15 protein-coding genes are annotated in these 24,034 nt (G+C 64.4%); 8 read left to right on the forward strand and 7 right to left on the reverse strand.

All coding sequences use genetic code 11. The features are described from left to right. Positions 1–108 precede the first annotated feature (108 nt). The gene (locus CEY11_RS11100; RefSeq protein ID WP_088603460.1) at positions 109–1,065 is read right to left on the reverse strand and encodes a LysR substrate-binding domain-containing protein; all 957 of its coding nucleotides are present in this window, start codon (positions 1,063–1,065) and stop codon (positions 109–111) included. Positions 1,066–1,266: 201 nt separating this feature from the next. On the opposite strand from CEY11_RS11100, the gene CEY11_RS11105 reads away from it, so the two are divergent. The 5 genes from CEY11_RS11105 (at position 1,267) to CEY11_RS11125 (ending at position 9,570) form a co-directional block, all read left to right on the forward strand. Beyond that, a complete protein-coding gene (locus CEY11_RS11105; protein WP_088603461.1) occupies positions 1,267–4,911 on the forward strand; it encodes an indolepyruvate ferredoxin oxidoreductase family protein in 3,645 nt (1,214 codons plus the stop codon). 259 nt (positions 4,912–5,170) lie between these two features. After that, positions 5,171–6,649: an ABC transporter substrate-binding protein gene (locus CEY11_RS11110; RefSeq protein ID WP_088603462.1), complete on the forward strand. Its 1,479-nt coding sequence runs from the start codon at positions 5,171–5,173 to the stop codon at positions 6,647–6,649. A gap of 93 nt (positions 6,650–6,742) precedes the next feature. Continuing rightward, positions 6,743–7,789, forward strand: a complete 1,047-nt coding sequence (locus CEY11_RS11115) for an ABC transporter ATP-binding protein (RefSeq protein ID WP_233154834.1) — start codon at positions 6,743–6,745, stop codon at positions 7,787–7,789. Position 7,790: 1 nt separating this feature from the next. Beyond that, positions 7,791–8,723, forward strand: coding sequence for a carbohydrate ABC transporter permease (locus tag CEY11_RS11120; RefSeq protein WP_233154835.1), 933 nt, complete (start codon positions 7,791–7,793; stop codon positions 8,721–8,723). Position 8,724: 1 nt separating this feature from the next. Further along, positions 8,725–9,570, forward strand: coding sequence for a carbohydrate ABC transporter permease (locus CEY11_RS11125; protein WP_088603463.1), 846 nt, complete (start codon positions 8,725–8,727; stop codon positions 9,568–9,570). Positions 9,571–9,683: 113 nt separating this feature from the next. Here the strand turns inward: CEY11_RS11125 and CEY11_RS11130 are convergent, their stop codons facing one another. The 5 genes from CEY11_RS11130 to CEY11_RS11150 form a co-directional block, all read right to left on the reverse strand. After that, on the reverse strand, positions 9,684–11,351 hold the full coding sequence (locus CEY11_RS11130) for an ATP-binding cassette domain-containing protein (protein WP_088603464.1): 1,668 nt from the start codon (positions 11,349–11,351) through the stop codon (positions 9,684–9,686). 149 nt (positions 11,352–11,500) lie between these two features. Further along, positions 11,501–13,393, reverse strand: coding sequence for an ABC transporter permease (locus tag CEY11_RS11135; protein ID WP_088603465.1), 1,893 nt, complete (start codon positions 13,391–13,393; stop codon positions 11,501–11,503). Positions 13,394–13,435: 42 nt separating this feature from the next. Next, positions 13,436–14,635 carry an ABC transporter substrate-binding protein gene (locus CEY11_RS11140; RefSeq protein ID WP_088603466.1) on the reverse strand — a complete coding sequence of 400 codons (1,200 nt, stop codon included), beginning with the start codon at positions 14,633–14,635 and terminating at the stop codon, positions 13,436–13,438. 279 nt (positions 14,636–14,914) lie between these two features. After that, positions 14,915–15,988, reverse strand: a complete 1,074-nt coding sequence (locus CEY11_RS11145; RefSeq protein ID WP_088603467.1) for a dihydrodipicolinate synthase family protein — start codon at positions 15,986–15,988, stop codon at positions 14,915–14,917. 59 nt (positions 15,989–16,047) lie between these two features. After that, the gene (locus CEY11_RS11150; RefSeq protein ID WP_088603468.1) at positions 16,048–17,022 is read right to left on the reverse strand and encodes a Bug family tripartite tricarboxylate transporter substrate binding protein; all 975 of its coding nucleotides are present in this window, start codon (positions 17,020–17,022) and stop codon (positions 16,048–16,050) included. Between the two features lie 168 nt (positions 17,023–17,190). Between CEY11_RS11150 and CEY11_RS11155 the strand changes: the two genes are divergently transcribed. The 3 genes from CEY11_RS11155 to CEY11_RS11165 all read left to right on the forward strand — a co-directional run bounded on the left by CEY11_RS11155 (position 17,191) and on the right by CEY11_RS11165 (position 22,224). After that, positions 17,191–18,099 carry a LysR family transcriptional regulator gene (locus tag CEY11_RS11155; protein ID WP_088603469.1) on the forward strand — a complete coding sequence of 303 codons (909 nt, stop codon included), beginning with the start codon at positions 17,191–17,193 and terminating at the stop codon, positions 18,097–18,099. Between the two features lie 252 nt (positions 18,100–18,351). Further along, a complete protein-coding gene (locus CEY11_RS11160) occupies positions 18,352–20,415 on the forward strand; it encodes an LTA synthase family protein (RefSeq protein WP_233154836.1) in 2,064 nt (687 codons plus the stop codon). A 228-nt stretch (positions 20,416–20,643) separates the two neighbouring features. Next, positions 20,644–22,224, forward strand: a complete 1,581-nt coding sequence (locus CEY11_RS11165; RefSeq protein WP_088603470.1) for a TerC family protein — start codon at positions 20,644–20,646, stop codon at positions 22,222–22,224. Between the two features lie 171 nt (positions 22,225–22,395). Here the strand turns inward: CEY11_RS11165 and CEY11_RS11170 are convergent, their stop codons facing one another. Further along, entirely contained in the window at positions 22,396–23,937 is a 1,542-nt protein-coding gene (locus tag CEY11_RS11170) for an FAD-dependent monooxygenase (RefSeq protein ID WP_088603471.1), read from the reverse strand. Between the last annotated feature and the right edge of the window lie 97 nt (positions 23,938–24,034).

Genomic DNA, 24,034 nt, shown 5'->3' on the forward strand with positions numbered 1-24,034 from the left:
CAGGCCCCGGCCAAACCCTCATAGACCCAGCCGAAGCCGCCGTGGCACCGGCCGCGCGCCCTCAGGCCTGATAAAAGCAGGTGATCGGCCTTCGACCGCCAGGCCGCATCAGCGCGGCGCGACCGGGCGCGCCGCGGTGGCGGCGCCACGCATTTCGGTGTCGTAGTCGCAGGCCTGGATCAGGAACTGCCTGAATACGTCCACCAGGCCCTCGGGCTCGCGCTCGCGCGGCCAGAGCATGCCGACGTCCATGGGGGCGACCGGGTCGGCGATGGGAATTGCCACGATCTTCCGGCCCTCCAGCGACCAGGGCCTGTACACCAGGTCGGAAAGAATCGACACGCCGAAGCCATAGGCCACCAGGCCGCGCACCGCCTCCAGCGAACTGGTGCGCATGGCGATTTTCAAGGCCTCGCGGCCCCGCGGCCAATGGGCTGCGGCGGCGGTATCGGCATCGTCCACCGTCAATAATATGTACGGATACTCGGCGATCTGAGCCAGGCTCGCCACCTGATGGCGCGCCAGCGGATGCGCCGCGCCCGCCCATACCCTGCGGCGCGAGCGCACCAGCAAATAATGCCCGTAGCGATCGGGATCGGCGACGTTTGACAGCAGCCCTATGCCCAGGTCTATGGACTGCGCGTCCAGCGCCTGTTCCATGACCGGCCTGTCCATGTCCACCAGGTCGATCTCCACTTGCGGATAGCTGTGCTTGAAGCGGCTGAGCAGGTCGGGCAGGAAATAGCCCAACACTGTATAAGTGGCAGCCACGCGTATGGTGCCGGCCACCGTCTGCGTGCGCAGTGTCGAATGGCGCATGGCGTCGTTGACCGAGTCGACGACGTGGCGTGCATGGTGGAAGAAGATCTGGCCCTCGGCCGTCAGCACCACGCCATGCGGCAGGCGATCGAACAACCGCACCCTGAGCTGGCTTTCAAGGCTTTGCACGGCGCTGGTAATGGCTGATTGCGAAACATGTTCCGACAGCGCCGCCGCCGAAAACTGGCCGGAGGTGGCCGCGGCAATGAAATACCGGAACTGGCGCAGAGTGACTTCGCTCTTCATCTGTTTTTCTAATACCAGATAGAGAAAAATTTGATTTTACGATATCAGCTCCATGGCCAATAATGCCCGCAAATAATGTAAGGGCAGCTCTGAGCAAACCGGCACGGCCGCAGCGACCCGCCATAGGGCGCTGCGAGCCCGGCCCCAATGCCCCGAACGCCCCCCAGGGAAGTCCAGTACACCCCGACAGGAGACGCGCAAATGAACGCCCCACTCGATCCGGCTCTGCAGGCGGCGCTCGCCAAGGCCAGCCTCGACGACAAGTACACGATAGAGCAAGGCCGTGCCTACCTCAGCGGCACGCAGGCGCTGGTGCGCCTGCCCATGCTGCAGAAGCTGCGCGACAAGCGCGCCGGGCTGAATACGGCCGGCTTCATTTCTGGCTACCGCGGCTCGCCCCTGGGCGGGCTGGATCTGGCACTGTGGAAGGCCAAGCAGCATCTGGTGGAAAACGACATCGTGTTCCAGCCCGGGCTGAACGAGGATCTGGCCGCCACCGCGGTATGGGGCACGCAGCAGGTCTCGCTGTATCCCGACGCCACGCGCGACGGGGTGTTCGGCATGTGGTACGGCAAGGGGCCGGGCGTGGATCGTTCCATGGACGTGCTCAAGCACGCCAACTCGGCCGGCACCTCGCGCCATGGCGGCGTGCTGCTGCTGGCCGGCGACGACCACGCCGCCAAGTCTTCGACCGTGGCGCACCAGTCCGAGCACGTATTCCAGGCGGCCGGGCTGCCGGTGCTGTATCCGTCCAATGTGCAGGAATACCTGGACTACGGCCTGCACGGCTGGGCCATGAGCCGCTATTCCAGCCTGTGGGTCGCCATGAAATGCGTGACCGACGTGGTGGAATCCACGGCTTCGGTGGACATAGACCCGGATCGCGCGCAGGTGGTGATTCCGACCGACTTTATTCTGCCGCCCGAGGGCCTGGGCATACGCTGGCCCGACCCGCCGCTGGCGCAGGAAGCCCGGCTCATGAACTACAAGTGGTATGCGGCGCTGGCCTATGTGCGTGCCAACCGGCTCAATCGCATCGTCATCGATGCACCGCGGGCGCGCCTGGGCATCATGACCGCGGGCAAGGCCTACCTGGACACGCGCCAGGCGCTGGCCGACCTGGGCCTGGACGAGCGCACCTGTGCGCAAATCGGCATCCGGCTGCTGAAGGTGGGCTGCGTGTGGCCGCTGAACGCGCAGGACGCGCGCGAGTTCGCCACCGGACTGGAAGAGATCCTGGTGATCGAGGAAAAGCGCCAGATCCTGGAATATGCGCTCAAGGAAGAGCTGTACAACTGGCGCGACGACGTGCGCCCCAAGGTCTATGGCAAGTTCGACGAAAAGGACAATGCCGGCGGCGAATGGTCGGTGCCGCGCGGCAACTGGCTGCTGCCGGCGCAGGGCGAGCTGTCGCCCGCCCTGATCGCCAAGGCCATTGCGCGGCGCCTGGATCGCGCCGCGCTGCCGGACGAGATCCGTGCACGGGTGGCGGCGCGCATGGCCATCATCGAGGCCAAGGAAAACGAGCTGCGCCGCCCGGCGCCCGCCGCCGAACGCAAGCCCTGGTTCTGTTCCGGATGCCCGCACAACACCTCGACGCGCGTGCCCGAAGGTTCGCGCGCCATGGCCGGCATAGGCTGTCACTACATGACCATCTGGATGGATCGCAACACCGAGACCTTCAGCCACATGGGCGGCGAAGGCGCGGCCTGGATCGGCCAGCAGCCTTTCACGCGCGAGAAGCACGTGTTCGTCAACCTGGGCGACGGCACCTACTTCCATTCCGGCATCCTGGCCATACGCGCGGCCGTGGCGGCGCGTTCCAACATCACCTACAAGATTCTGTACAACGACGCCGTGGCCATGACCGGCGGCCAGCCGGTGGACGGCGTGCTGAAGGTTACCGACGTGATCGCGCAAGTGCATGCCGAAGGCGTGGCGCGCATCGTGGTGGTTACCGACGAACCCGAGAAGTACCGCGGTGTGGCGCTGGCCGGCAATGCCCCTGTGTACCACCGCCGCGAACTCGACCGCGTGCAGCGCGAACTGCGCGAGGTCGAAGGCACCACGGTGCTGGTCTACGACCAGACCTGCGCCACCGAGAAGCGCCGCCGGCGCAAGCGCGGCGCCTATCCCGACCCGGCGCGGCGCGCCTTCATCAACGATGCGGTGTGCGAAGGCTGCGGCGACTGCTCCGCCACGTCCAACTGCTTGTCGGTGGAGCCGCTGGAAACGCCGCAAGGCACCAAGCGCAAGATCAACCAGTCTTCCTGCAATAAAGATTTTTCCTGCGTGGACGGCTTCTGTCCCAGCTTCGTCACGGCCGAAGGGGCGCAGCTGCGCAAGCCTGGCGGCCAGACGCAGGCGCACGGCGTGCAAGGCCCGCAAGGCGAGCCCCTGCCCTTGCCCGAACTGCCCGCGCTGCACAAGGCCTACGGCATACTGGTGACAGGCATAGGCGGCACGGGTGTGGTCACCATCGGCGGCCTGCTGGGCATGGCGGCTCACCTGGAAAACAAGGGCGTGACGGTGCTCGACATGGCGGGCCTGGCGCAAAAAGGCGGCGCCGTGCTCAGCCACGTGCAGATCGCCGCCGCGCCGCAGGACATCCACGCCACCCGCATCGCCATGGGCGAGGCCGAGGTTATTCTCGGTTGTGACTCCATTGTATCTACATCAGCCGAAGTGCTGTCCAAGGTGCGCCAGGGCGTCACGCGCGCCGCGATCAATAGCGCCGGCCTGCCCACGGCCGACATCATCCACAATCCCAAATGGCAATATCCGGCCGCCGCCACCGAGCAGGAACTGAAGGCCGCCATCGGCGGCGACTGCGAATTCCTGGACGCCGGCGCGCTGGCGCTGGAGCTGCTGGGCGATGCCATCTACACCAACCCGCTGATGCTGGGCTACGCCTGGCAAAAGGGCTGGATACCGCTCAGCTACGAAAGCCTGCGGCGCGCCATCGAGCTGAACGGCGTTACCGTGGACAAGAACCTGGCGGCCTTCGAATGGGGCCGGGCCGCCGCCCACCGCGGCGCCGCAGCCCTGGCCGCCATGCGTGGCCCGGCCGACCTCGGCCAGACCGATCGTGGCCCGGCCGACCGCGGCTCTGCCGGCCGTGCCCCAGCGGAGCGCGACCCGGCGGATAAAGGCGCACGCATCGTGGCGCTGCCCGAAACGCTGGACGCGCTGATCGAGCGCAAGCGCCTCATGCTGACGGCCTATCAGAACGCCGCCTACGCGGCGCGCTACACGGAAGCCGTGGCACAGGTGCGGCGCCGCGAGACCGGGCTTGCCGGGCAGGCCAGCCTGCCCCTGACGCGCGCGGTGGCCGTCAACCTAGCCAAGCTCATGGCCTACAAAGACGAATACGAGGTCGCCCGCCTGTACACCGAGCCGGCCTTCATGGACAAACTGCGCGCCCAGTTCGAGGGCGAGCCCGGCAAGGACTACACGCTGCGCTTCCATCTGGCGCCACCGCTGCTGGCCCGCAGAGATGCGGCCGGCCATCTGGTGAAGCGGCCCTACGGCCCTTGGATGATGACCGCCTTCCGCCTGCTGGCGCGGCTGAAAGGCCTGCGCGGCACGGCGCTGGACGTGTTCGGCAAGACCGAGGAAAGGCGCCACGAACGGCAACTGGTGCAGGACTACCTGGAGCTGGCCGGCGAGTTCGCGCGCGGCGTCGACGAGCGCAACATCGCGGTCGCCCTGGAGCTGGCGCGCCTGCCGGACGACATACGCGGCTTCGGCCACGTGAAAGAGCGCAACCTGCAGGCGGCGCAGACGCGCCGCGCCGAGCTGCTGCGCCAGTACCGCGAACCCGGCTTGCGCAGCAAGGCGGCATAAGGGCAGAGCGACGCCCGTGCCTGCATGCGGGCCGCCCCGACGTAGGTGGCCCGCATGTGGGCGGCCCGGATGCGCCTGCCCGCATATAGACATTCTTGTTGCTTTGACTTACTATGTTTTACACATTCTGCATGCGTTTTTTTCCGCTATGCGTGACGTGCCTGATTCCTACGACCGCTACGCCGCTGCATTCCTAACAGAGGGATAGCTTCGCGCACACCGACAAGAGGCCCCCTCATCCACACCAAGGAGGCCGGTAATGTCAAACATCCCCGAGCAAAACAAGCACAACAGCACTGCCGATGGCAGCCCTGCGCCGGATCTTTCCCGGCGCCGCCTGATCCAGGCGGCGGGCGCCGCCGGGCTGGCCGCCATCGCCACGCCCTTGTTCCCGTTCGGCAAGGCCTATGCGGCCGAACGCACCCTGAAAATCCTTCAATGGAGCCACTTCGTACCCAGCTACGACAAATGGTTCGACCAGTTCGCCAAAGACTGGGGCGAGAAAAACAGCGTCAAGGTCAGCGTCGACCACATCAGCATCGCCGACCTGGTCACCACCACGTCTTCTGAGATATCCGCCAATTCCGGCCACGACCTGATCGAACTCGGCTCGGAGGCCGCCGCGTTCTCGCCCAGCGTGCTGGACATGGCGGACATCAACCAGGAAGTCGCCAAGGCCTGCGGGCCGGAATTCTATGCGTCCGAACGCGTGTCCTACAGCCCCGTGACCAAGTCCTGGTATGGCTTCTGCCACGGCTGGACCATAGACTGCGGCGACTATCGCCAGTCGCTGTGGGCCAAGGCCGGCAAGCCCTACGGGCCGGATACCTGGAACGATGTGTTGGCCGTCGGCACCGAAATCATGCAGAAACAAGGCATCCCGGTCGGTATCGGCATGTCGCAGGAACTCGATTCCAACATGGTGGCGCGCGCCGTGATGTGGGCCTGGGACACCTATATACAAGACGAATGGGACAACGTCGTGCTGGATCAAGGCGTCTTCAAGCGGCGCGCCGTCGAGGCCGTGAAGTACATGACCGAGCTGTTCCACAAGGCCATGACACCCGAGGTGTTCTCGTGGAACGCCGCCTCTAACAACCAGGCCCTGATCGCCGGCAAGGCCTCGTATATCGTCAATTCCATTTCGGCCTACCGCTCGGCGCAGGACACCAAGCCCGACATCGCCAAAGACGTCTTCTTCACCGGCCCGCTGGCTGGCCCCAACGGCACGCGCTGGGCCAATGTGCACGTGCTCTACAACTACATCATCCCGAAATTCGCCAAGGCCCGCGAAGACACGGCCAAGCAGTTCATCAAGCACCTGGCGGAAAACTACGACCAGGCCATGTACCACAGCAAACTCTACAACTCGCCCAGCTTCTTCGACACGGCCGTGCCCAAGGGGGATCGCGGCTACCCGGCGGTCGCCGGCGCTGCACGCCTGCTGGATCTGAACAATGCCTGGTTCGCCGACGACCCGTTCCGCCTGAAGGGCGAGGCCGAGGGCAAGCTCAAGCCTTTGCTGGGCGCCACCAACTGGACGACCAACCTGGGCCATCCGGGCTATTCGAACCCGGCCGCCGGCGAAGTATTCAATACCTTCGTGCTGCCGAACATGATGGCCAAGGCGGCGCGCGGCAGCCTCAAGCCCGAGGCTGCAGTCGACGACGCCGCGCGCCAGATACGCCGTATCTACGCAAGCTGGCGCAAACGCGGCCTGATCGGCGGCAAGGCCTGATTCCGCCCAGCACGCGGGCCCGGCACTGGTGCCTGGCCCGCGCCCTGCCCGTCCGCCATCCGGCATGCGGGCACCGACATCAGGAGGACTGTCTTGGCGAGCCTGAGCATCAAGGATCTTTGCACCTATTACGACGGCCGCGGCAAAACCGGCCGCGTGAAGGCCGTCGACGGCATCAGCCTGGACGTGCAGGACGGCGAATTCCTGGTGCTGCTGGGCGCCTCGGGTTCGGGTAAATCCACACTTATGCGCACCATCGCCGGGCTGGAACACCCCAGCAGCGGCGAAATCTACATCGACGGGAAGCTCGCCAACGACCTGCCGCCCAAGGCGCGCAATATTTCCATGGTGTTCCAAAGCTACGCGCTGTACCCGCACAAGACGGTCGCGAAGAACATCTCGTTCCCGCTGGAAACCGCCCGCATGCCTGCCGCCGACATCCAGAAAAGAGTCGCCTGGGCCGCCGAACTGTTCGGCATAGGCCACTTGCTGGCACGCAAGCCGCGCGAATTGTCGGGCGGCGAACGCCAGCGCGTTGCGCTGGCCCGCGCCATGGTGCGCTCGCCCAGCCTGTTTCTGATGGACGAGCCGCTGTCGAACCTGGACGCCAAGCTGCGCCACGCCGCAAGGCGCGAGTTCAAGCGGCTGCACGGCGAAACCGGCGTCACCACCATCTATGTCACGCACGACCAGGTAGAGGCCATGGGGCTGGGCCAGCGCGTGGCCGTGATGAACTTCGGCAAGATCCAGCAGATCGGCACGCCGCACGAAATCTACCATGAGCCCGGCAACACCTTCGTGGCCCAGTTCATGGGCTCGCCGCCCATGAACCTGCTGCCCGACGGAGCCAATCTGCTTGGCTTTCACCCCGAGCAATGCTTCCTGGACAGCGCGGCCGGCCCCGCACCGGATGCCTACCCCATCACACTGCACGTCCAGCAGGTGGAAGAGCTGGGCGCCGACGCGCTGGTCTACGGCACGGTCGGCAACGACGCCCGCACGGACGTCATCATCAAGCTGCCGGAACGCGATGCGCACCGCGTCCAGGCCGGACAGGACTGCGGGTTCCATGTGCCCAGGCCACTGCTCAAGCGCTTCGATGCCAAGACCGGCCTGCGCAACGACCACGGGAACACCTGAAATGGCACGCACTGCAGGGCACACCGGACTCGACCAGCAGGGCCGCGACACGCTGCTGGCCATGGGCATGGTGCTGCCGGCGATTCTGTACATCGCCCTGCTGCTGGGCGTGCCCATCGTGCTGGCCTTGTACTACAGCCTGAGCGACGTCACCACCGGCGGCTCGGCCGCGCACTTCGTCGGCCTGGAAAATTTCACGGCGCTGCTGCAAGACCCGGATTTCATCGGCGCGGTGCAAAACACGCTGGTCATCACCATCGCCACGCTGATCGGCACCCTGGTTCTGGCCGTCATCCAGGCCGAGCTGCTGGCTCGCAACTTCCGCGGCAAATGGGTGGTGCGCTTCCTGATATTGCTGCCCTGGACGGCACCGGCCTCGCTCAGCGTCATCGGCTGGCTATGGATGCTGGACTCGACCTTCAGCCCCTACGACTGGCTGCTGCGCCAGCTGGGCCTGCTGGGCCGCCCGGGCGATCTGCTCGGCACGTACTCCAATATGTACTGGCTGGGCCGCGCCGGGCTGGCCACGTTCTCGATCATCCTGGTTAACATCTGGCGCATGCTGCCGCTGGCCACGGTCATCATCCTGGCGGGGCTCAACGGCATGCCGCGCGACATCTACGAACAGGCCCAGATCGACGGCGCCGGCTACTTCCGGCGCCTGTTTCACGTGGTGTTCCCGATCCTGTACCCGGTCTTCGGCGTATCCATCCTGTTCACCTTCGTCTTCACCTTCACCGACATTGTCACCGTCTATATCCTGACCCGGGGCGGGCCGGCCAACAGCACCCAGGTGCTGACGACGCTGGCCTTCTTCACCGGGGTGCAAGGCGGGTCGCTGGGGCAAGGCGCGGCCATCGCCCTGTTCCTGCTGCCCGTGCTGGCCGCGGTGTCCATCGTCATCCTGGCGTTCATACGCCGCCGGGAGATCTGAAATGGCGCGCACCACCAAGCAACTGGGCCTGCGCGGCGGGCTCTACGTGGGCATCTGCCTATTCACGCTGTTCTCGGCCCTGCCGTTCTACGTGATGCTGATCACCACGTTCAAGAGCCAGGCCGACATCTTCTCGCCCGCCAACAATCCGTTCTGGTTCACCGACGCGCCCACGCTGGCCAATATCCAGCTGCTGTTCCTGCACACACAATTCGTGCGCTGGCTCGCCAACACCGCCTTCGTCGGCCTGGCCGTCGTCGTCATCACGCTGCTGCTGTCGATTCCCGCCGCCTACGCGCTGGCGCGCATCGCCGGAGGCTGGGGCGAAACCCTGGGCATCGGCATCTTCCTCAGCTACCTGGTGCCGCCCACGCTGCTGTTCATCCCGTTTTCCAAGGTCATCGCCTTCCTGGGGCTGCAGAACTCGCTGTGGTCACTGGTGCTGGCCTACCCCACCTTCACCATCCCTTTTTGCACCTGGCTGCTGATGGGCTTCTTCAAGGGCATACCCACAGACATCGAAGAACAGGCCATGATAGACGGCCAGGGGCGCCTGGGCGCCTTCATCCATGTAGTGCTGCCGCTGGCCGTGCCGGGCATCCTGACCGTGGTCGTCTTCGCCTTCACGCTGTCGACCAGCGAGTTCATCTACGCCCTGGCCTTCGTCACCAACTCGGCGCAGAAAACCATCAGCATCGCGGTGCCCACCGACCTGATACGCGGCGACGTCTACCACTGGGGGCCGCTGCTGGCCGGCGCACTGATCGCCAGCGCGCCGGTGGCGGTGCTGTATACGTTCTTCATCGACCAGTTGGTGGCGGGGCTGACGGCCGTCGCGAAAGATTGATTCACTCCGCGGCCGAGGTGGCCGCGCGGGGCGGCGAAGGCCGGCTCTACTGACCGAAGTTCCATGCCTCTCTGGCTTGCGGCAGCGCCGACGCCTACACGGCAGCATCCCGGCTAAATTCCCAGATAAGCGCGCAGCACTGCCCCGTTGCGCGCCAGCTCTGCCATGCCGCCCTCGTGGCGCAGCACGCCCTTCTCCAGCACATAGGCGCGGTCTGCGACCCGCTGCGCGAAATGCAGGTTCTGCTCGGACAGCAACACTCCCACTCCGTGTCGCTTGAGTTCCAGCAGCATGGCGGCGATCTGTTCGACGATTACGGGCGCCACGCCTTCGGAAGGCTCGTCCAGCAGCACCAGATAAGGGTTGCCCATCAGGGTGCGCGCGATGGTCAGCATCTGCTGTTCGCCGCCGCTGAGCGTACCGGCCTGGCGCCGCCGCAAACCCGCCAGCACGGGAAACAGCTCATACAGCGCATCGAGGCTCCAGGCGGGCGCGGCGCCGCCGGCGGGCCAGGCACGCGGCGCCTGTCTGCCGGTTTCCAGGTTCTGCTCCACCGTCAGCTCAGTGAAGACGCGGCGGTCTTCGGGCACGTAGCCCAGGCCGCGGCGGGCGATGCGAAACGAGCGACGATCGGCCAGGGGCTGCCCCATGAAACTCACCTCGCCCGAGACCCTGGGCATCAGGCCCATGACGGCCTTCAGGGTGCTGGATTTGCCGGCGCCGTTGCGGCCCATCAGGGCCACGATTTCGCCCCGCCCCACCTGCAGCGCCACGTCGAAGAGTATCTGCGCGGCGCCGTACCAGGCGTTCAGATGCCGGACGTCCAGCAGCGCGGCGGGCCCCGCGGCGCCTTCGGGCGGCCGGGCGGCGCCGACAGGAATACCTTCGCCCTGGCGGGCTACGGTTTGAGCGCCATGGGGCGGCTGGGCAGTGCTCAAGCTCCCCCCTATACCCGACGCGATGGCGGAGGCCTCGAAACTCGCACCGGAACCAAAATACACGCGTCGCACTTCGGGGTGGGCGCGTACTTCGCCTACGCTGCCTTGCGCGATGAGGCGCCCGCGCGCCAGCACGATGATGCGGTCGGCGTAGTCGAACACGACATCCATACTGTGCTCGGTAAATAGCACCGCCATGCCGCGCGCCCGCGCCAGCCCGCGGATCAGCTCGAACAGTGCCTTGCGTTCCTGCGGCGCCATGCCGGCCGCGGGCTCGTCCATCAGCAACAGCGTCGGGTCGCCCGCCAGCGCCATGGCCAGCTCGACGCGCTTGACGTCGCCGTAGGCCAGCTCGCTGCATGGCCGCTGCGCCTGTTCGCGCATGCCGACCTGCCGCAGCAGTTGCAGCGCCTGCGCGTGCTGCTGTGCGCCGGCCTGGCGCCAGAAGCTGTAGACGTGGCGCCGTGCCGCCAGCAGTGCCATCTGCACGTTCTGGCACACGGTCATCGAGCCGAACACGGCCGCGATCTGGAAGGTGCGGCCGACGCCCAGCCGTGCGATGCGGCGCGCCGACAAATCCAGCAATTCACTGCCGCGGAAACGCACGGATCCGCCGCTGGCCCGCAGCTGGCCGCCCACCATATTGAAGGTGGTGGATTTGCCCGCGCCGTTGGGCCCGATCAACGCCAGCATTTCGCCGGCGTACACATCGAAGTCGACGCCGTCCACCGCGACGTTGCCGCCAAAGGCCTTGCGCAGGCCGCGCACGCTGAGCACGCTTGCGCAGGCCGAGGCAGGCTCAGGCGTCCCGCTCTGCACCGTGTCATGGCTGGAGGCCGGCATGTTTTGGCCTGGCGCAAGCTCGCTTAATCCGATGCCCGGGTCGCTTTGGCTGAAGCCCGGATCGCTTAGGCCGGAGGCCGGCGCACCAAGATTCGGAGCAGGCCCGCCGCCAGGGGAAACCGGCGCACCCGGGATAGAAACCGGCCGATTCATTGTGCCCCCTCGGTGGACGCGCTGCGCGCCGAACCGCCGAAAATGCCCGCGAGGCCGCGCGGGAAGGCCATTACCAGCAGCAGGATGGCGGCGCCGAGCCAGGCGTGCCAGTACTGCGTGGCGCCGGCCAGGTAGTCCTGCAGCACCTTGTATGCCGTCGCGCCGGCAATGGGGCCCGCCAGCGCTTGTATGCCGCCTAGCAGCACCATCACCAGGCCGTCCACCGACTTGCCCACGGCGATGATCTCGGGCGAAACACTGCCCTTGGAATAGGCGAACAGCGCCCCCGCCAGGCCCGCGAAGGCACCGGCGATGACAAAGGCCTGCCACTGCACCAGGCGCGCGTTCACCCCCAGTGCCTCGGCGCGCAGGGGGTTGTCGCGCACGGCCCGCAGGCCCTGGCCGAAGGGCGAGTAGACAATGCGCCACAGCACCAGCAGGGCCAGCGCCACCAGCGCCAGCACCAGATAGTAATAGCCGTCGCGCAGCAGCCAGGCGGCAGGCCAGATGCCCAGCAGGCCGTTGGAGCCGCCGGTAACGCCGTCCCATTGATACGCCACCGACCAGACGATCTGCGCGAAGGCCAGCGTCAGCATGGCCAGATAGACGCCCGACAGGCGCACGCAGAACCAGCCGAACACCAGCGCGCCCAGGCCTGCCACCAGCGGAGCGGCGACCAGTGTCGCGGCCATGGGCCAGCCGGCGGCTTTGAGCAGCAGCGCCGCGCCGTATGCCCCCAGGCCGAAGTACGCCGCATGGCCGAACGAGGGCATGCCGCCTGGCCCCATCATGAAGTGCAGGCTGGCCGCAAACAGTATGGACACCAGCACGTCCAGCGCCAGCACCGGTGCATACGGCATGCTGCCTGCCAATAAGGGCAAGGCTGCCAGCAGCACGGCCAGCAGCGGCATCGACCAGAGCAGGCCCCAGCCCGGCGCACGCAAGGGCGGCTCGGGCAGCCCGGTCACGCGCGCCGCCGCCAGCGGCCGGCCCAGCAGGCCCCAGGGGCGCCAGACCAGCACCACGGCCATCACGATGAACTCCATCACCAGCGTCAGCTTGGGGAAGGCGATCGCCACGCCGCCCAGCGTCACGGTGCCCAGCGCGATGCACAGCGACTTGGCCAGGGCGATCACCAATGCGGCCAGGTAGGCACCCGGAATGGAGCCCATGCCGCCCACCACCACCACCACGAAGGCATCGCCGATCACGCTCAGATCCAGCCCCAGGCTGGCCGGCTGGCGTGGTATCTGCAGCGCCCCGCCGAAAGCCGCCAGGAACGAGCCCAGCGCGAACACGCCCGTGAACAGCCAGGCCTGGTTCACGCCCAGCGCTCCCAGCATCTCGCGATCCTGGGTGGCGGCGCGCAGCAGCCCGCCCCAGCGCGTGCGGGTCAGCAGCAGCCACAGGCACAGCAATACCGCCGGCCCGATGAAGATCAGCGCCAGGTCATAGACCGGTAGGTAGCGGTCGTGAATCTTCAGGGCGCCGTTCAGCCCGGGCGCCAGCGGCCCGAGCAGATCGTCCGGCCCCCACAGCCACAGGGCGGCATCGTTGATGATGAGCACCAGGGCGAAGGTGGCCAGCAGCTGGAACATCTCGGGCGCCGCGTAGATGCGCCGCAGAACCAGCATTTCAATGGCGGCCCCCAGCAGCGCCACGGCCGCGGAAGCCAGCAGCAGGCATAGCCAGAATCCGGCCGGCCCGTGGCCCCAATGCTGCAACAAGCTGTAGGCGATATAGATGCCCAGCATGTACAGCGAGCCGTGCGCGAAATTGACGATGCGCGTGACGCCGAAGATCAGCGACAGGCCGGCCGCCACCAGGAACAGCGAAGACGCCTGGGCCAGGCCGTTCAGGAACTGAACCAGGAGGCCTGTCAGGGACATGGGGTCAGGCGCCCGCTCCGCGGCGGCATGGCGCGGCCGCGCTCAACCGGCGCTGGCCGGACGCCACTTCCGGACTTGCTCGTCGCTGGGCTGCAGTTTGGCCCCGTCGACATATTCGATGTCGGTCATGATGCCCTTGCCGTCCTTGACGGCCAGCCGGCCCACGTACTCGCCCATGGTCGACTGGTGATCGATGCCGCGGTATACGATGCGGCCGAAAGGCGTGTCCACCGGCAGGTTCTTGAAGGCTTGCACCAGCGCATCGGTCTGGGTCGAGCCGGCCTTGCGTATGCCGGCCGCCAACGACTGGATGGTGTTGTAGCCCACCACCGAGCCCAGGCGCGGATAGTCCTTGTAGCGCGCCTGATAGGCCTGCAGGAACTTGTCGTGCTCGGGGGTGTGGATGGCATACCACGGGTAGCCCGTGACTACCCAGCCCGTAGGCGTCTCGGCACCCAAGGGGTCGAGGTATTCGGGCTCGCCGGTCAGCATGCTGACCGCGTCCAGGCCCTGGAAGAAATTGCGCTGCGTGCCGGCGCGCACGAACTTCGCCAGATCGCCGGCGAACAGCGCATTGAACAGCGCCTGCGGCTTGGCATCGGCCAGCGCCTGCACCACGTTGCCGGCCTCGATCTTGCCCAGCGGCGCGGCCTGCTCGGCCACGAACTGCACATCGGGCTGAGCCTGCTTGAGCAGACGCTTGAAGGTGGCTGCCGCCGACTGCCCGTATTCATAGTTCGGGTACACCAGCGCCCAGCGCTGCTTGTGCATCTTGACCGCGGCCGGGATCAGCATCGCCACCTGCATATAGGTGGAGCTGCGCAGGCGGTAGGTATAGGGGTTGCCGTCGGCCCAGACGATCTTGTCGGTGAGCGGCTCGCTGGCGAGGAAGAAGGTTTTGTTGTGCCCGGCGAAATCGGCCACCGCCAGCCCGATGTTCGACAAGAAGGTGCCGCACAACACGTCGACCTTGTCGCGCTGCAGCAGCTCTTGCGCGGCGCGCACCGCGTCGCCCGGGTTGGCATTGTCGTCGCGCGTGACGAGCTCGAGCCGCTTGCCGTTGACGCCCCCAGCCGCATTGATCTGCTCGATGGCAAGTTCCATGCCTTTCTTGTAGGGCCCGAGAAACGCCGGCACGGTCTTGTAGCTGTTGAGTTCGCCGATGCGGATCGTGCCCTGGGCCTGGGCCAGCGGCGCCGCGGCAACGGCAGCCAGGGCCAATGCCCCCGTCAGCGTGGCCATACATCCTGTTCGATACATGATGCGCAAATTCCTGTGTGGGGCGGCCCCGTCGGCCGGTTCGGAAATTATACCCAATTTGAGCATAATTACACCGGCCACCTGGAAATAAGCCCGCTCGGCTTCAAGCCCAAGCATCAAATACCGTCTTCACTCACGCTTAAAGCCTTCGACCTGCTCCAATCTCCACACCAGCTAACGCATGGGCGGGCACGCTGTTTAAGCCAGCGGCGAACTCCGCTCTTTGGCACTGCGAAGCTCGCCCACGCCTGCCACCCTATGTCATTCGTATAAAGGGAGTGCCGCCATGCCGGATCTCCGGACTCCCCGCGCATACGCTGTCTTGCCTACGACAAACTCTTCTTCCTCGTCTCTTTCGGGCTGGATATTCACGCTTTGATAGGCCGACCGAATGGACAGCCTAGCCTCTCGAGTAAGCACCGGTACTTGGTCACGCGGCTTTCCTATATCTCTTATCAGGCCACCGTTACCACCGACGCACCACTGGTTGTACTTGATATGCTGCCAGGGATGACCGCCTTTCAGCAAAAGAGGCGTCTGTAGTTGAAAAAATGCGCGATAAGCGGGCTCCAACATCCAATAAATTTTCTCAGCGAAGTCTAGATCCTTGCGTGAAATTGCATCGATATACTCGACAACGTAAGGATGTTGTGGAGATTGCGCGCATTCCGCATTCCACTGCCCGCTCCATTGCACATGACATACCTGGGACAATAAAGGCATCATGTCCAAATGTACCGGCCCAACCAATATTCTTTCCCCAAGGCGCCTAGCACACTCCACAGCCCGCACAAGATTTATAGCTTGTGTCAACTTCACGGCAATCACCGATGGCAGTTCGGCCAACCTATCAAAAACATCGAGAGCTATTCCGCTGGGGTGCAGATGCTTCAAGCGCGGGTTATTCTGCGCATAGAGCACAATCGGCAATGACGTGGACTCGATCAACTCAGCGTACCATTGATACAGCTCATCCGACGACGCAGGGGTCAAATAGCGCGGCACAAGCACGGCATGACTGCAACCGGCACGTGCAGCATGCGCAAGCAATTTTCGATTCGCATCCTGATCCTTTTCCCCGATATACGCACCCACAAAAATTCGACCGCGCGCTTCCTCGCAAGCGATCTCGAGCATACGGACATACTCAGCGAAAGAGCACAATGGTGCAACGCCACTGGTCGACATGAACCCATGCTGAATGGACTGCCGAACATCGTGCCTGATGCCCGCCTCATCCAGGCCGGCGAAATCGGGGGTATGGGAAGGCAGCAGGAGGTTATCGATTCCCCTGTAATACGCACGCGCCCACTGTTTGGCTTCCGACAATTCCATCTTGCTCCATCCAATTCATGATTTTAGGGATTGATATTCCGACCGTACTCTCGCAGTTTTTAATAGGTATTTGTCACTGTCATATCGTGCTTCACGATACTCGCCCAGCGCTGATGTTCCTGCTTAACGATCGCTAGTAATTCAGCGGGTGTCGACGACACTGGCAGGAATCCCGCTGCTTCCAGCTTATTGCGCAAATCTGGGTCGCTCAACGCCGCAACGACCGCAGCGTTGTAACGCTCGACCAACTTATTAGGCAGGTTTTTCGGTGCGAACAGTGCGCCCCAACCGGCGACATCAAACCCAGGATAGGTTTCGGCAATTGCTGGCACATCGGGAAGCTGCTTGGTTCTGGTTTTATCTGCAACTGCCAATATGCGTATGATTTTGGATCGATATAACTCGAGCGCTGCCGCCTGCGCTGACACGGCAATCTGGATATGCCCACCAGCCAGATCAGTGAGCACCTTTGCACTTCCTTTGTATGGAACATGCGTCATACGAATACCTGCCTCGCGCTGTAACAGTTCACACACAAGTTGATGCGGCGTGCCGACCCCAGGAGTTCCATAGCTAAGCTTCCCAGGGTTTGCCCTCGCATAAGCGACTAGCTCTGCCAAAGAGGTAGCAGGAAATTTCTCATTCACCGCAAGCACTAGAGAATTGCGGTAGAGCATCGATATGGGCGCAAAACTCGTAATAGGATCATAGGAGAGCCTGGGTATATAGAACGGCGCCGAGCCATGGCTGGCCGAATTACCAAGTATCAAGGTCGCGCCGTCCGGAGCTTCCCTGCTACCCAATGAGCTTCCAATGGTTCCACTGGCACCGGCGCGATTCTCCACGTATATATTCGTGTGTAATCGGCGGCTGAGCATCGCCGCAATCAAGCGGCCCGCGATATCGCCCCCAGAGCCGGCAGGCCATGGAATGATAAGCCGAACATCCGAAGGCACTGCCTCCGATGCCCAGGACATTGCTGGAAGCGCCGATAATGCAGCCGTCAAAATCAGTCCGCGCCGTCTGGGATTCATATCATCTCCTTTATATTTTTGACGATAAGATAATGGTAGATCACCCTAGCGAAGCAATAGAAACGACAATTTCTTATTGATATTCATAAGGCTTGTTTCTAAATACTAGGGACGGGTGTAAACCGCACGGCACGCCCTGCCCATAAACTCAATGAGGAGACATCCCAAATGAACTTGACTATGCGGCAATTGCGCGCATTCGTAACTCTTTCCGAATGTGGAAACTTCACACTTGCCGCCAAACATATGCACGTCACACAGGCCGGACTCAGTGCCATGATCCGGGAACTGGAGTCGCAGCTCGACAGTCAGCTTTTTCTGCGAACTACGCGCAAGGTGGAAATCACCACTGCCGGTAATGCGTTTCTACCCTACGCAGCGGAAGCCTTGCAACGCCTTAATGACGGGATACAACGTGTGACCTCTGAAAAAGGCCGGCAGTGCCTGTGCATAGGACTGACACCGCTGGTGGCGGCCACGATACTTCCAGCCATCAGCGATAGATTCAAGCAAGCCTGCCCGAACGTCGAGCTGGACGTCATAGATGCAGACAGGGAGCAGTTGCAGAGAATGGTCGAGTCCGAACAACTCGATGTGGCCTATGGGCTTTTCTTCGAGCAGAAATCGGTACTGACGCAGGCCCTGGTATTTTCAGCAGGACTGATATTAATCGCACCCGCAAGCTGTGTTCAGCTCAATAGCAGCGCCGAAGCCAGCTATGAAAGAAACAGGAATTTGGCCTGCCAGCTTCCATTGCTTACGTTGCGCCGCGGTAGCCATTTCGAACGGTTTGTTCAGGCTTTTCTCCAGGAGATCGATTACCCCAAGGTTGTGCGCCATGACTTCCAGCACTTGGCCACATTAATATCCATGGTAGACGCCGGCCGAGGGTGGGCTCTAATTCCGTCGTTCGCGCAACTGGCATGTAAACGATACAAAAACGTGCGAATCATGAGTGTGGGAAAAACCTCCCCTCGATTGGATTTTTTCTGCATTACTCGGCGAGGAACATCCATTCCTGCGGCTTTGCACTCGCTCTCGGAAATCGTCGCCAACGAATGTACGACAGTACGATGAAGGCCCCCCTTCCCAGCCGCTGCGGCGTTTTCCAATGCATGATCCTGCCGCTGCCTACAAAGAGCTGGCCCCGCCCCCAAAAATTCCCACAACACAATCACTAAACTGGAAAACATCCGTTCGGAGCGCCAGGCTACTGCCAACATCGTCGCGATACCAACCAGCCCCTCAGGCAATAGCATTTAAACTTACGACAATTTCACAAGCCTGCGCCTAGGCGCGACGCCACACTGCCACTCTTGTACCAACGATATGCGCACACAGATCTGGATTTTCATCGTTGCGGCCTTCTGCCTGCTGACACTGAGCCGCTGCCTGCTGGCGGCATGGCAGTGGCCGCGCGTACGCCAGGCCGGCGGCCTGCTGCCCATACTCAAGGGTGGCGTGCGCATCGACGCCAACCAGATCGCCGTGTTTGCCGGCATCCCCGCACTGCTCGCCCCTTGGCTGGGGCACTTTCCGTGGGCAGTGGAAATCACCGGCTGGTGGCTGCAGATCGCCTGGTTCCTGCTGGTGCTGCTGGAAGTATCGACCCCACAGTTCATCTATGAATACGACACGCGCCCCAACCGCCTGTACGTGGAATACCTGAAGCATCCGCAGGAAGTGTTCGGCATGCTCTGGAAGGGCTACAAGGCCGTGATCATCGGTGGGGTCATCGTACTGGCGCTGTTCGTATGGGCCGGCCACGGGCTGTTCGGCCGGACGCCGGCCGACGCGCCCATGACGTGGTGGCTGCGGCCGCTGTACAGCCTGGCCGCGGCCGCCATCACCTTCCTGGCGATCCGCGGCACGCTGGGGCACCGCCCCATCAACCCGGCTACGGTCGCCTACTGCGGCGACAGCATGCTCAATACGCTGCCGCTGAACTCGCTGTACAACGTGGCCTACGCGGTCTACAGCATGAAGAACGAGCGCTCGGCCGCCGACGTGTACGGCGGCATGCCGGCCGGGGAAATGCACGACATCGTCAACCGCTGCGCCGGCCTGCTTGCGGGCGCGTACGCGGGTGCGGCTATAGCTACAGCTACGGGCACAGGGACAGGCACAGGTGCAGGTGCAGCTATGTCTATAGGCGAAGGCACGGGCACAGCTACAGCTACCGGCGCAGGGACAGGCACGAGTGCGGCTATGCCTACGGGTACGGGTACGGGTACGGGTACGGGTACGGCACAGAATATCCCTTCGCTGCACCTGCAAGAGCCCAGCGTGCGCCGCGAGCGGCCCCTGAACGTGGTGCTGATCGTGGAAGAAAGCCTGGGCGCCCAATACACCGGCGTGCTGGGCGGCGCAGGCCTGACGCCCGAATTCGACCGGCTCGCCGGCCTGGGCTGGAATTTCACGCAGGCCTACGCCACCGGCACCCGCTCGGTGCGCGGGCTGGAGGCCGTGGTGGCCGGCTTTCCGCCCACGGTCTCGGACGCCGCGCTGCGCCTGCCCGACGCGCAAAGCAATTTCTTCACGCTGGCGCAGGCGCTGCGGCGCCAGGGCTATCGCTCGCGCTTCATCTACGGCGGCGAGGCGCACTTCGACAATATGAAGAGCTTCTTCTTCGGCAATGGCTTCGACGACCTGTACGACCGCGCCACGTTCGAGAACCCGGCCTTCGTCGGCACCTGGGGCGCCAGCGACGAAGACATGTTCGCCCAGCTCGACCGGTTGCTGAGCAATCCGCCGAATCAACCCACATTGACCCTGGCGTTCTCGGTGACCAATCATTCGCCTTGGGAATATCCGCAAGGCCGCATCGAGCCGCTGGGCGAGCCGGCCAGCGTCGAGAACACCGTGCGCTACGCCGACTGGGCGCTGGGCCGTTTCTTCGACAAGGCCATGCGCAGCGACTACTGGAAGGACACTGTGTTCCTGGTGGTGGCCGACCACGATTCGCGGGTCTTCGGCGCGAGCCTGGTGCCGCTGCGGCACTTCCACATCCCGGCCCTGATCCTGGGTGCGGACGTGCCCGCGCGCAGCGACGAGCGGCTCATCAGCCAGATCGACCTGCCCCCCACCCTGCTGTCGCTGGCGGGCATACGCGCCGAGCACCCCATGATCGGGCACGACCTGTGCCGGGCCGAGGCAGGCGGGCGCGCCCTGATGCAGTACAGCGACAACTACGGCTATCTGCGCGACGACAGGCTGCTGGTGCTGGAGCCGCACCGCCCGCCAAGCCAGTATCGCTACACCGCGCCCGAAACCTACGAACCGGCGCAGCTAGACCCCGAACTGGCGCGCGAGGCCCAGGCGCACGTGCTATGGCCGGCCTGGATGTACAAGAACCGGCGCTACACCCTGCCGCCCTCGCGCAGCACTGCCTGAGCCCGGGCCGCCTAAATCGGGGGCTGCCTAAATCTCGGGGCCCCCTGAATCAAGGCCACCTGAGGCTTGCGGGGCGCGAGCCACACCACACCACAGCCCGCGCCAGGAAAATCCACGAACGCATGGCTTGGCCTGCACCGGGCTCTCGGACTTGGATGACTGCCCGGCGCGGCGCCAGCCGCCGCACCATGTAACATATACTTTTCATTTTCATACTCGGAGTTCTGGATGGAGCTGCTGCTGGATCCCACTGCGTGGGTCGGCCTGGCGACATTGGTCGTGCTGGAAATCGTCCTCGGCATCGACAATCTTATTTTCATTGCCATACTGGCCGAACGCCTGCCGCCGGCGCAGCGCGACCGGGCGCGCGTCATCGGCCTGCTGCTGGCCCTGGTCATGCGGCTGGTGCTGCTGTCGGCCATCTCGTGGATTTTCTCGCTGACCCAGCCGCTGCTCGATATCGGCCCGCTTACTTTCGCGGGCCGCGACCTGATACTGATCGCCGGCGGCTTCTTCCTGGTTTTCAAGGGCACCCTCGAAATGCACGAGCGCATCGAGGGCAAGGCACGGCCCGAGGCAAGCGCCACGCGCATGCATTCCAGCTTCTGGGTCATCGTCACCCAGATCGTGGTGCTCGACGCCGTGTTTTCGCTGGATTCGGTCGTCACCGCCGTGGGCATGGTCAGCCGCATCGAAATCATGATGGCGGCGGTGATCATCGCCGTGGGTGCCATGCTGCTGGCGTCCAAGCCGCTGACGCGCCTGGTCACCGCCCATCCGACGGCCATCATCCTGTGCCTGGGCTTCCTGCTGATGATCGGCTTTGCGCTACTGGCCGAAGGCTTCGGCTTCCACGTGCCCAAGGGCTATCTGTACGCCGCCATCATCTTTGCCGTGCTCATCGAGACACTGAACCAGGTGGCGCGCCGCAACCTGATGAAGATCGGCGGACGGCGCCCCCTGCGCGAACGCACCGCCGAAGGGATATTGCGCATGCTGGGCAAGCGGCCGGCGGCCGAGGACGCTCCGCAGGACGGCGAGCCGGCGGCCGACGGTGTGGTCGCCTTCGGCGTGGAAGAGCGCAATATGGTCAGCGGCGTGCTGAAGCTGGCCGACCGCAACGTGCGCTCCATCATGACGCCGCGCACCGACATCAGCTGGATCGACCTGAACGACGACGCCCACACCATCGAAAAAGAGCTCCGGCAGGCGCCGCACGGCTTCTTTCCCGTGTGCCGCGGCACGCTGGACGAGCTAGTGGGCATAGGCCGCGCCAAGGACATGATGAGCGACCTGCTGCTGCACGGCCGCATCCGCGTTCAAGGCCTGCGCCCGCCCATCATCGTGCACGACTCGGTGCCCATGCTGGAACTGATCCACACCCTGAAACGCGCCCGCGGCCAGCTGGTCATCGTCGCCGACGAGTTCGGCGCCATCGAGGGCCTGGTCACGCCCATCGACGTGTTCGAGGCCATTGCCGGCGACTTTCCCGACGAGGACGAAGCACCCGACATCCTGCCCGACGGGCCTGGCCGCTGGAAGGTGGACGGCGCCACCGACCTGCATCAGCTGGAACAGGAATTGAATATCACTGGCCTGGTCGACGATTCGGACGACTACACCACCCTGGCCGGATACCTGCTCAGCCGCTTCGGGCACCTGCCCGAAACCGGCGAGCAATACGCGCAGGCGCAGCCCCACGGCCACATCCGCTTCGAGGTTTTGAGCATGGAAGGCCGGCGCATCGGCCGCGTGCTGATCGAGCGCCACGCCGAAGAGCTGGAAGCGGGCGAAGCCCAGGCGGCATAGAACAGCGGCACTCTTGCCCATGCCGCGAGGGGCTCGGGCTGCTGCCCACCAGGTCACGGCACCATGCGCCATGCCTGCGCGCCATGCCTGCGCGCCGGGCCTGCACGCAACACCCACGCACCATGCCCGCGCCTGATTCCTGCCCTGATTCCCGCCCGTATTCGTTACGGCTTACGCGTCACTGCGTAGCCGCTGCAGCACGGCAATGATTGCCGACACGTCGCCCGCGGGCGCGCTGCCCGCCACGTAGGCATCGGGCCGGATCAGGTAGATATGCCCGGCCTGGTAGCCGGCCGCCGCGCCGGTACCGGAGCCGGCAGTGCCGGCGTTGGCAACACTGGCCCTGGCCGCGATGGCCAGGGCGCCCAAGCCTTCCAGCAGGGCAAGTTCCGCGGTGCCCACCGACAGCACCACGAACTTTCCCGTGGCAAGCAGTTCGTACAGCCGCGCCGCGCCTTGCGTTACGGACGCCAGCGGCAGGTCGGGCGCGCGCTCGCCTGGCGCGGGGTGGCGGGCTGCCCCAGGCATCGCATAGGTCAAGGGGCTGTGCGGATAGTGCAGATCCATTTCGGTCAGCTGATCCACGATGCGCTGCTGTACCGCTGGCAGACGGCTCAGGGCCTCTATGGAGAAATTGCGGATCTGCTGCAGCAGCGGGTTGCGCAAGATCGCGACCTTCGTCATGGCGCCGGCATTGCGCAGCACCTGGTCGCCGATGGCGCTGCGCTCGGGCGAATAACTGTCGAGCAGTGCGGGCGTGGCATGCCCATGCCAGACCATGGCCAGCTTCCAGGCCAGGTTGAAGGCATCCTGCATGCCGGTGTTCATGCCCTGTCCGCCCGCCGGACTGTGCACATGGGCGGCATCGCCGCACAGGAAAACGCGGCCGCGGCGGTAATCCTTGACCTTGCGCTCGTTGATGCGGAAGCGGCTGAGCCATATCTGGTCATGGGCACGCAGGCTGGCCGGAGCCCGGCGATCGAGCAAGGCCTGGATCTCTTCCATAGCTGGAGCCTGCGCCTGCGGCCCCGAAGAGGCCGGCACGTCGGCGATCACGCGGAAACGATTGCCGCGTATGGGTATCAGCACCAGCACGCCGTCCGGCGTCCAGCAGATGGAAAGCTTGTCATGGGCGATGTCGCCGTCGACCAGCACATCGGCCAGCACCCATTCCGAGGGCAGCGTGTCGCCCTCGAATTCCATGGCCAGGCCGTGGCGTACAGTGCTGTGCGCGCCGTCGCAGGCAATGAGGTAGCCGGTGTCGACGGTTTCCTCGTGCCCGTCGGCATGACGCAGCACTGCGGCGACGGCATCGCCGCCATCACTGAACGTGGTCAGCTCGACGCGCCGCTGTACGCCTACGCCTAGCCGGTCGAGCAGTTCTTCCAGCAAGCGCTCGGTGTCGCTTTGCGGAAGCATCAAGGCATAGGCATGGACGCTGTGCGCGATGTCGAGGTGCACCTGCGCCAGCAGCTTGCGCCGGGCAAACAGGCGCGCGCCCGCGGCTTTCATGCCGGCATCGATGAAAGGCTGGGCGCAGCCCCGTATATCGAGCATTTCAAGGGTGCGCGGCCAAAGTACCAACGCCTTCGACTTGTCGGTGCGGGCAGCCGACTTGTCGATGATGCGCACCGGCACGCCGAGCTGCTTCAAGGCCAGGGCCATGGTCAGGCCCACCGGGCCCGCGCCTGAGATCAATACAGGCTCACTCATGATTCGGCAAGCTCCATGAAGGCGGCGCCGCAGACACTGCCGGCGCCAGGGAAGTCGAAACCAGAAGCGGAAACGCAGCACGAACAGGCGGTCAGGC

It is taken from the genome of Candidimonas nitroreducens (assembly GCF_002209565.1).
In the GTDB taxonomy this organism is placed as follows: domain Bacteria; phylum Pseudomonadota; class Gammaproteobacteria; order Burkholderiales; family Burkholderiaceae_B; genus Candidimonas; species Candidimonas nitroreducens.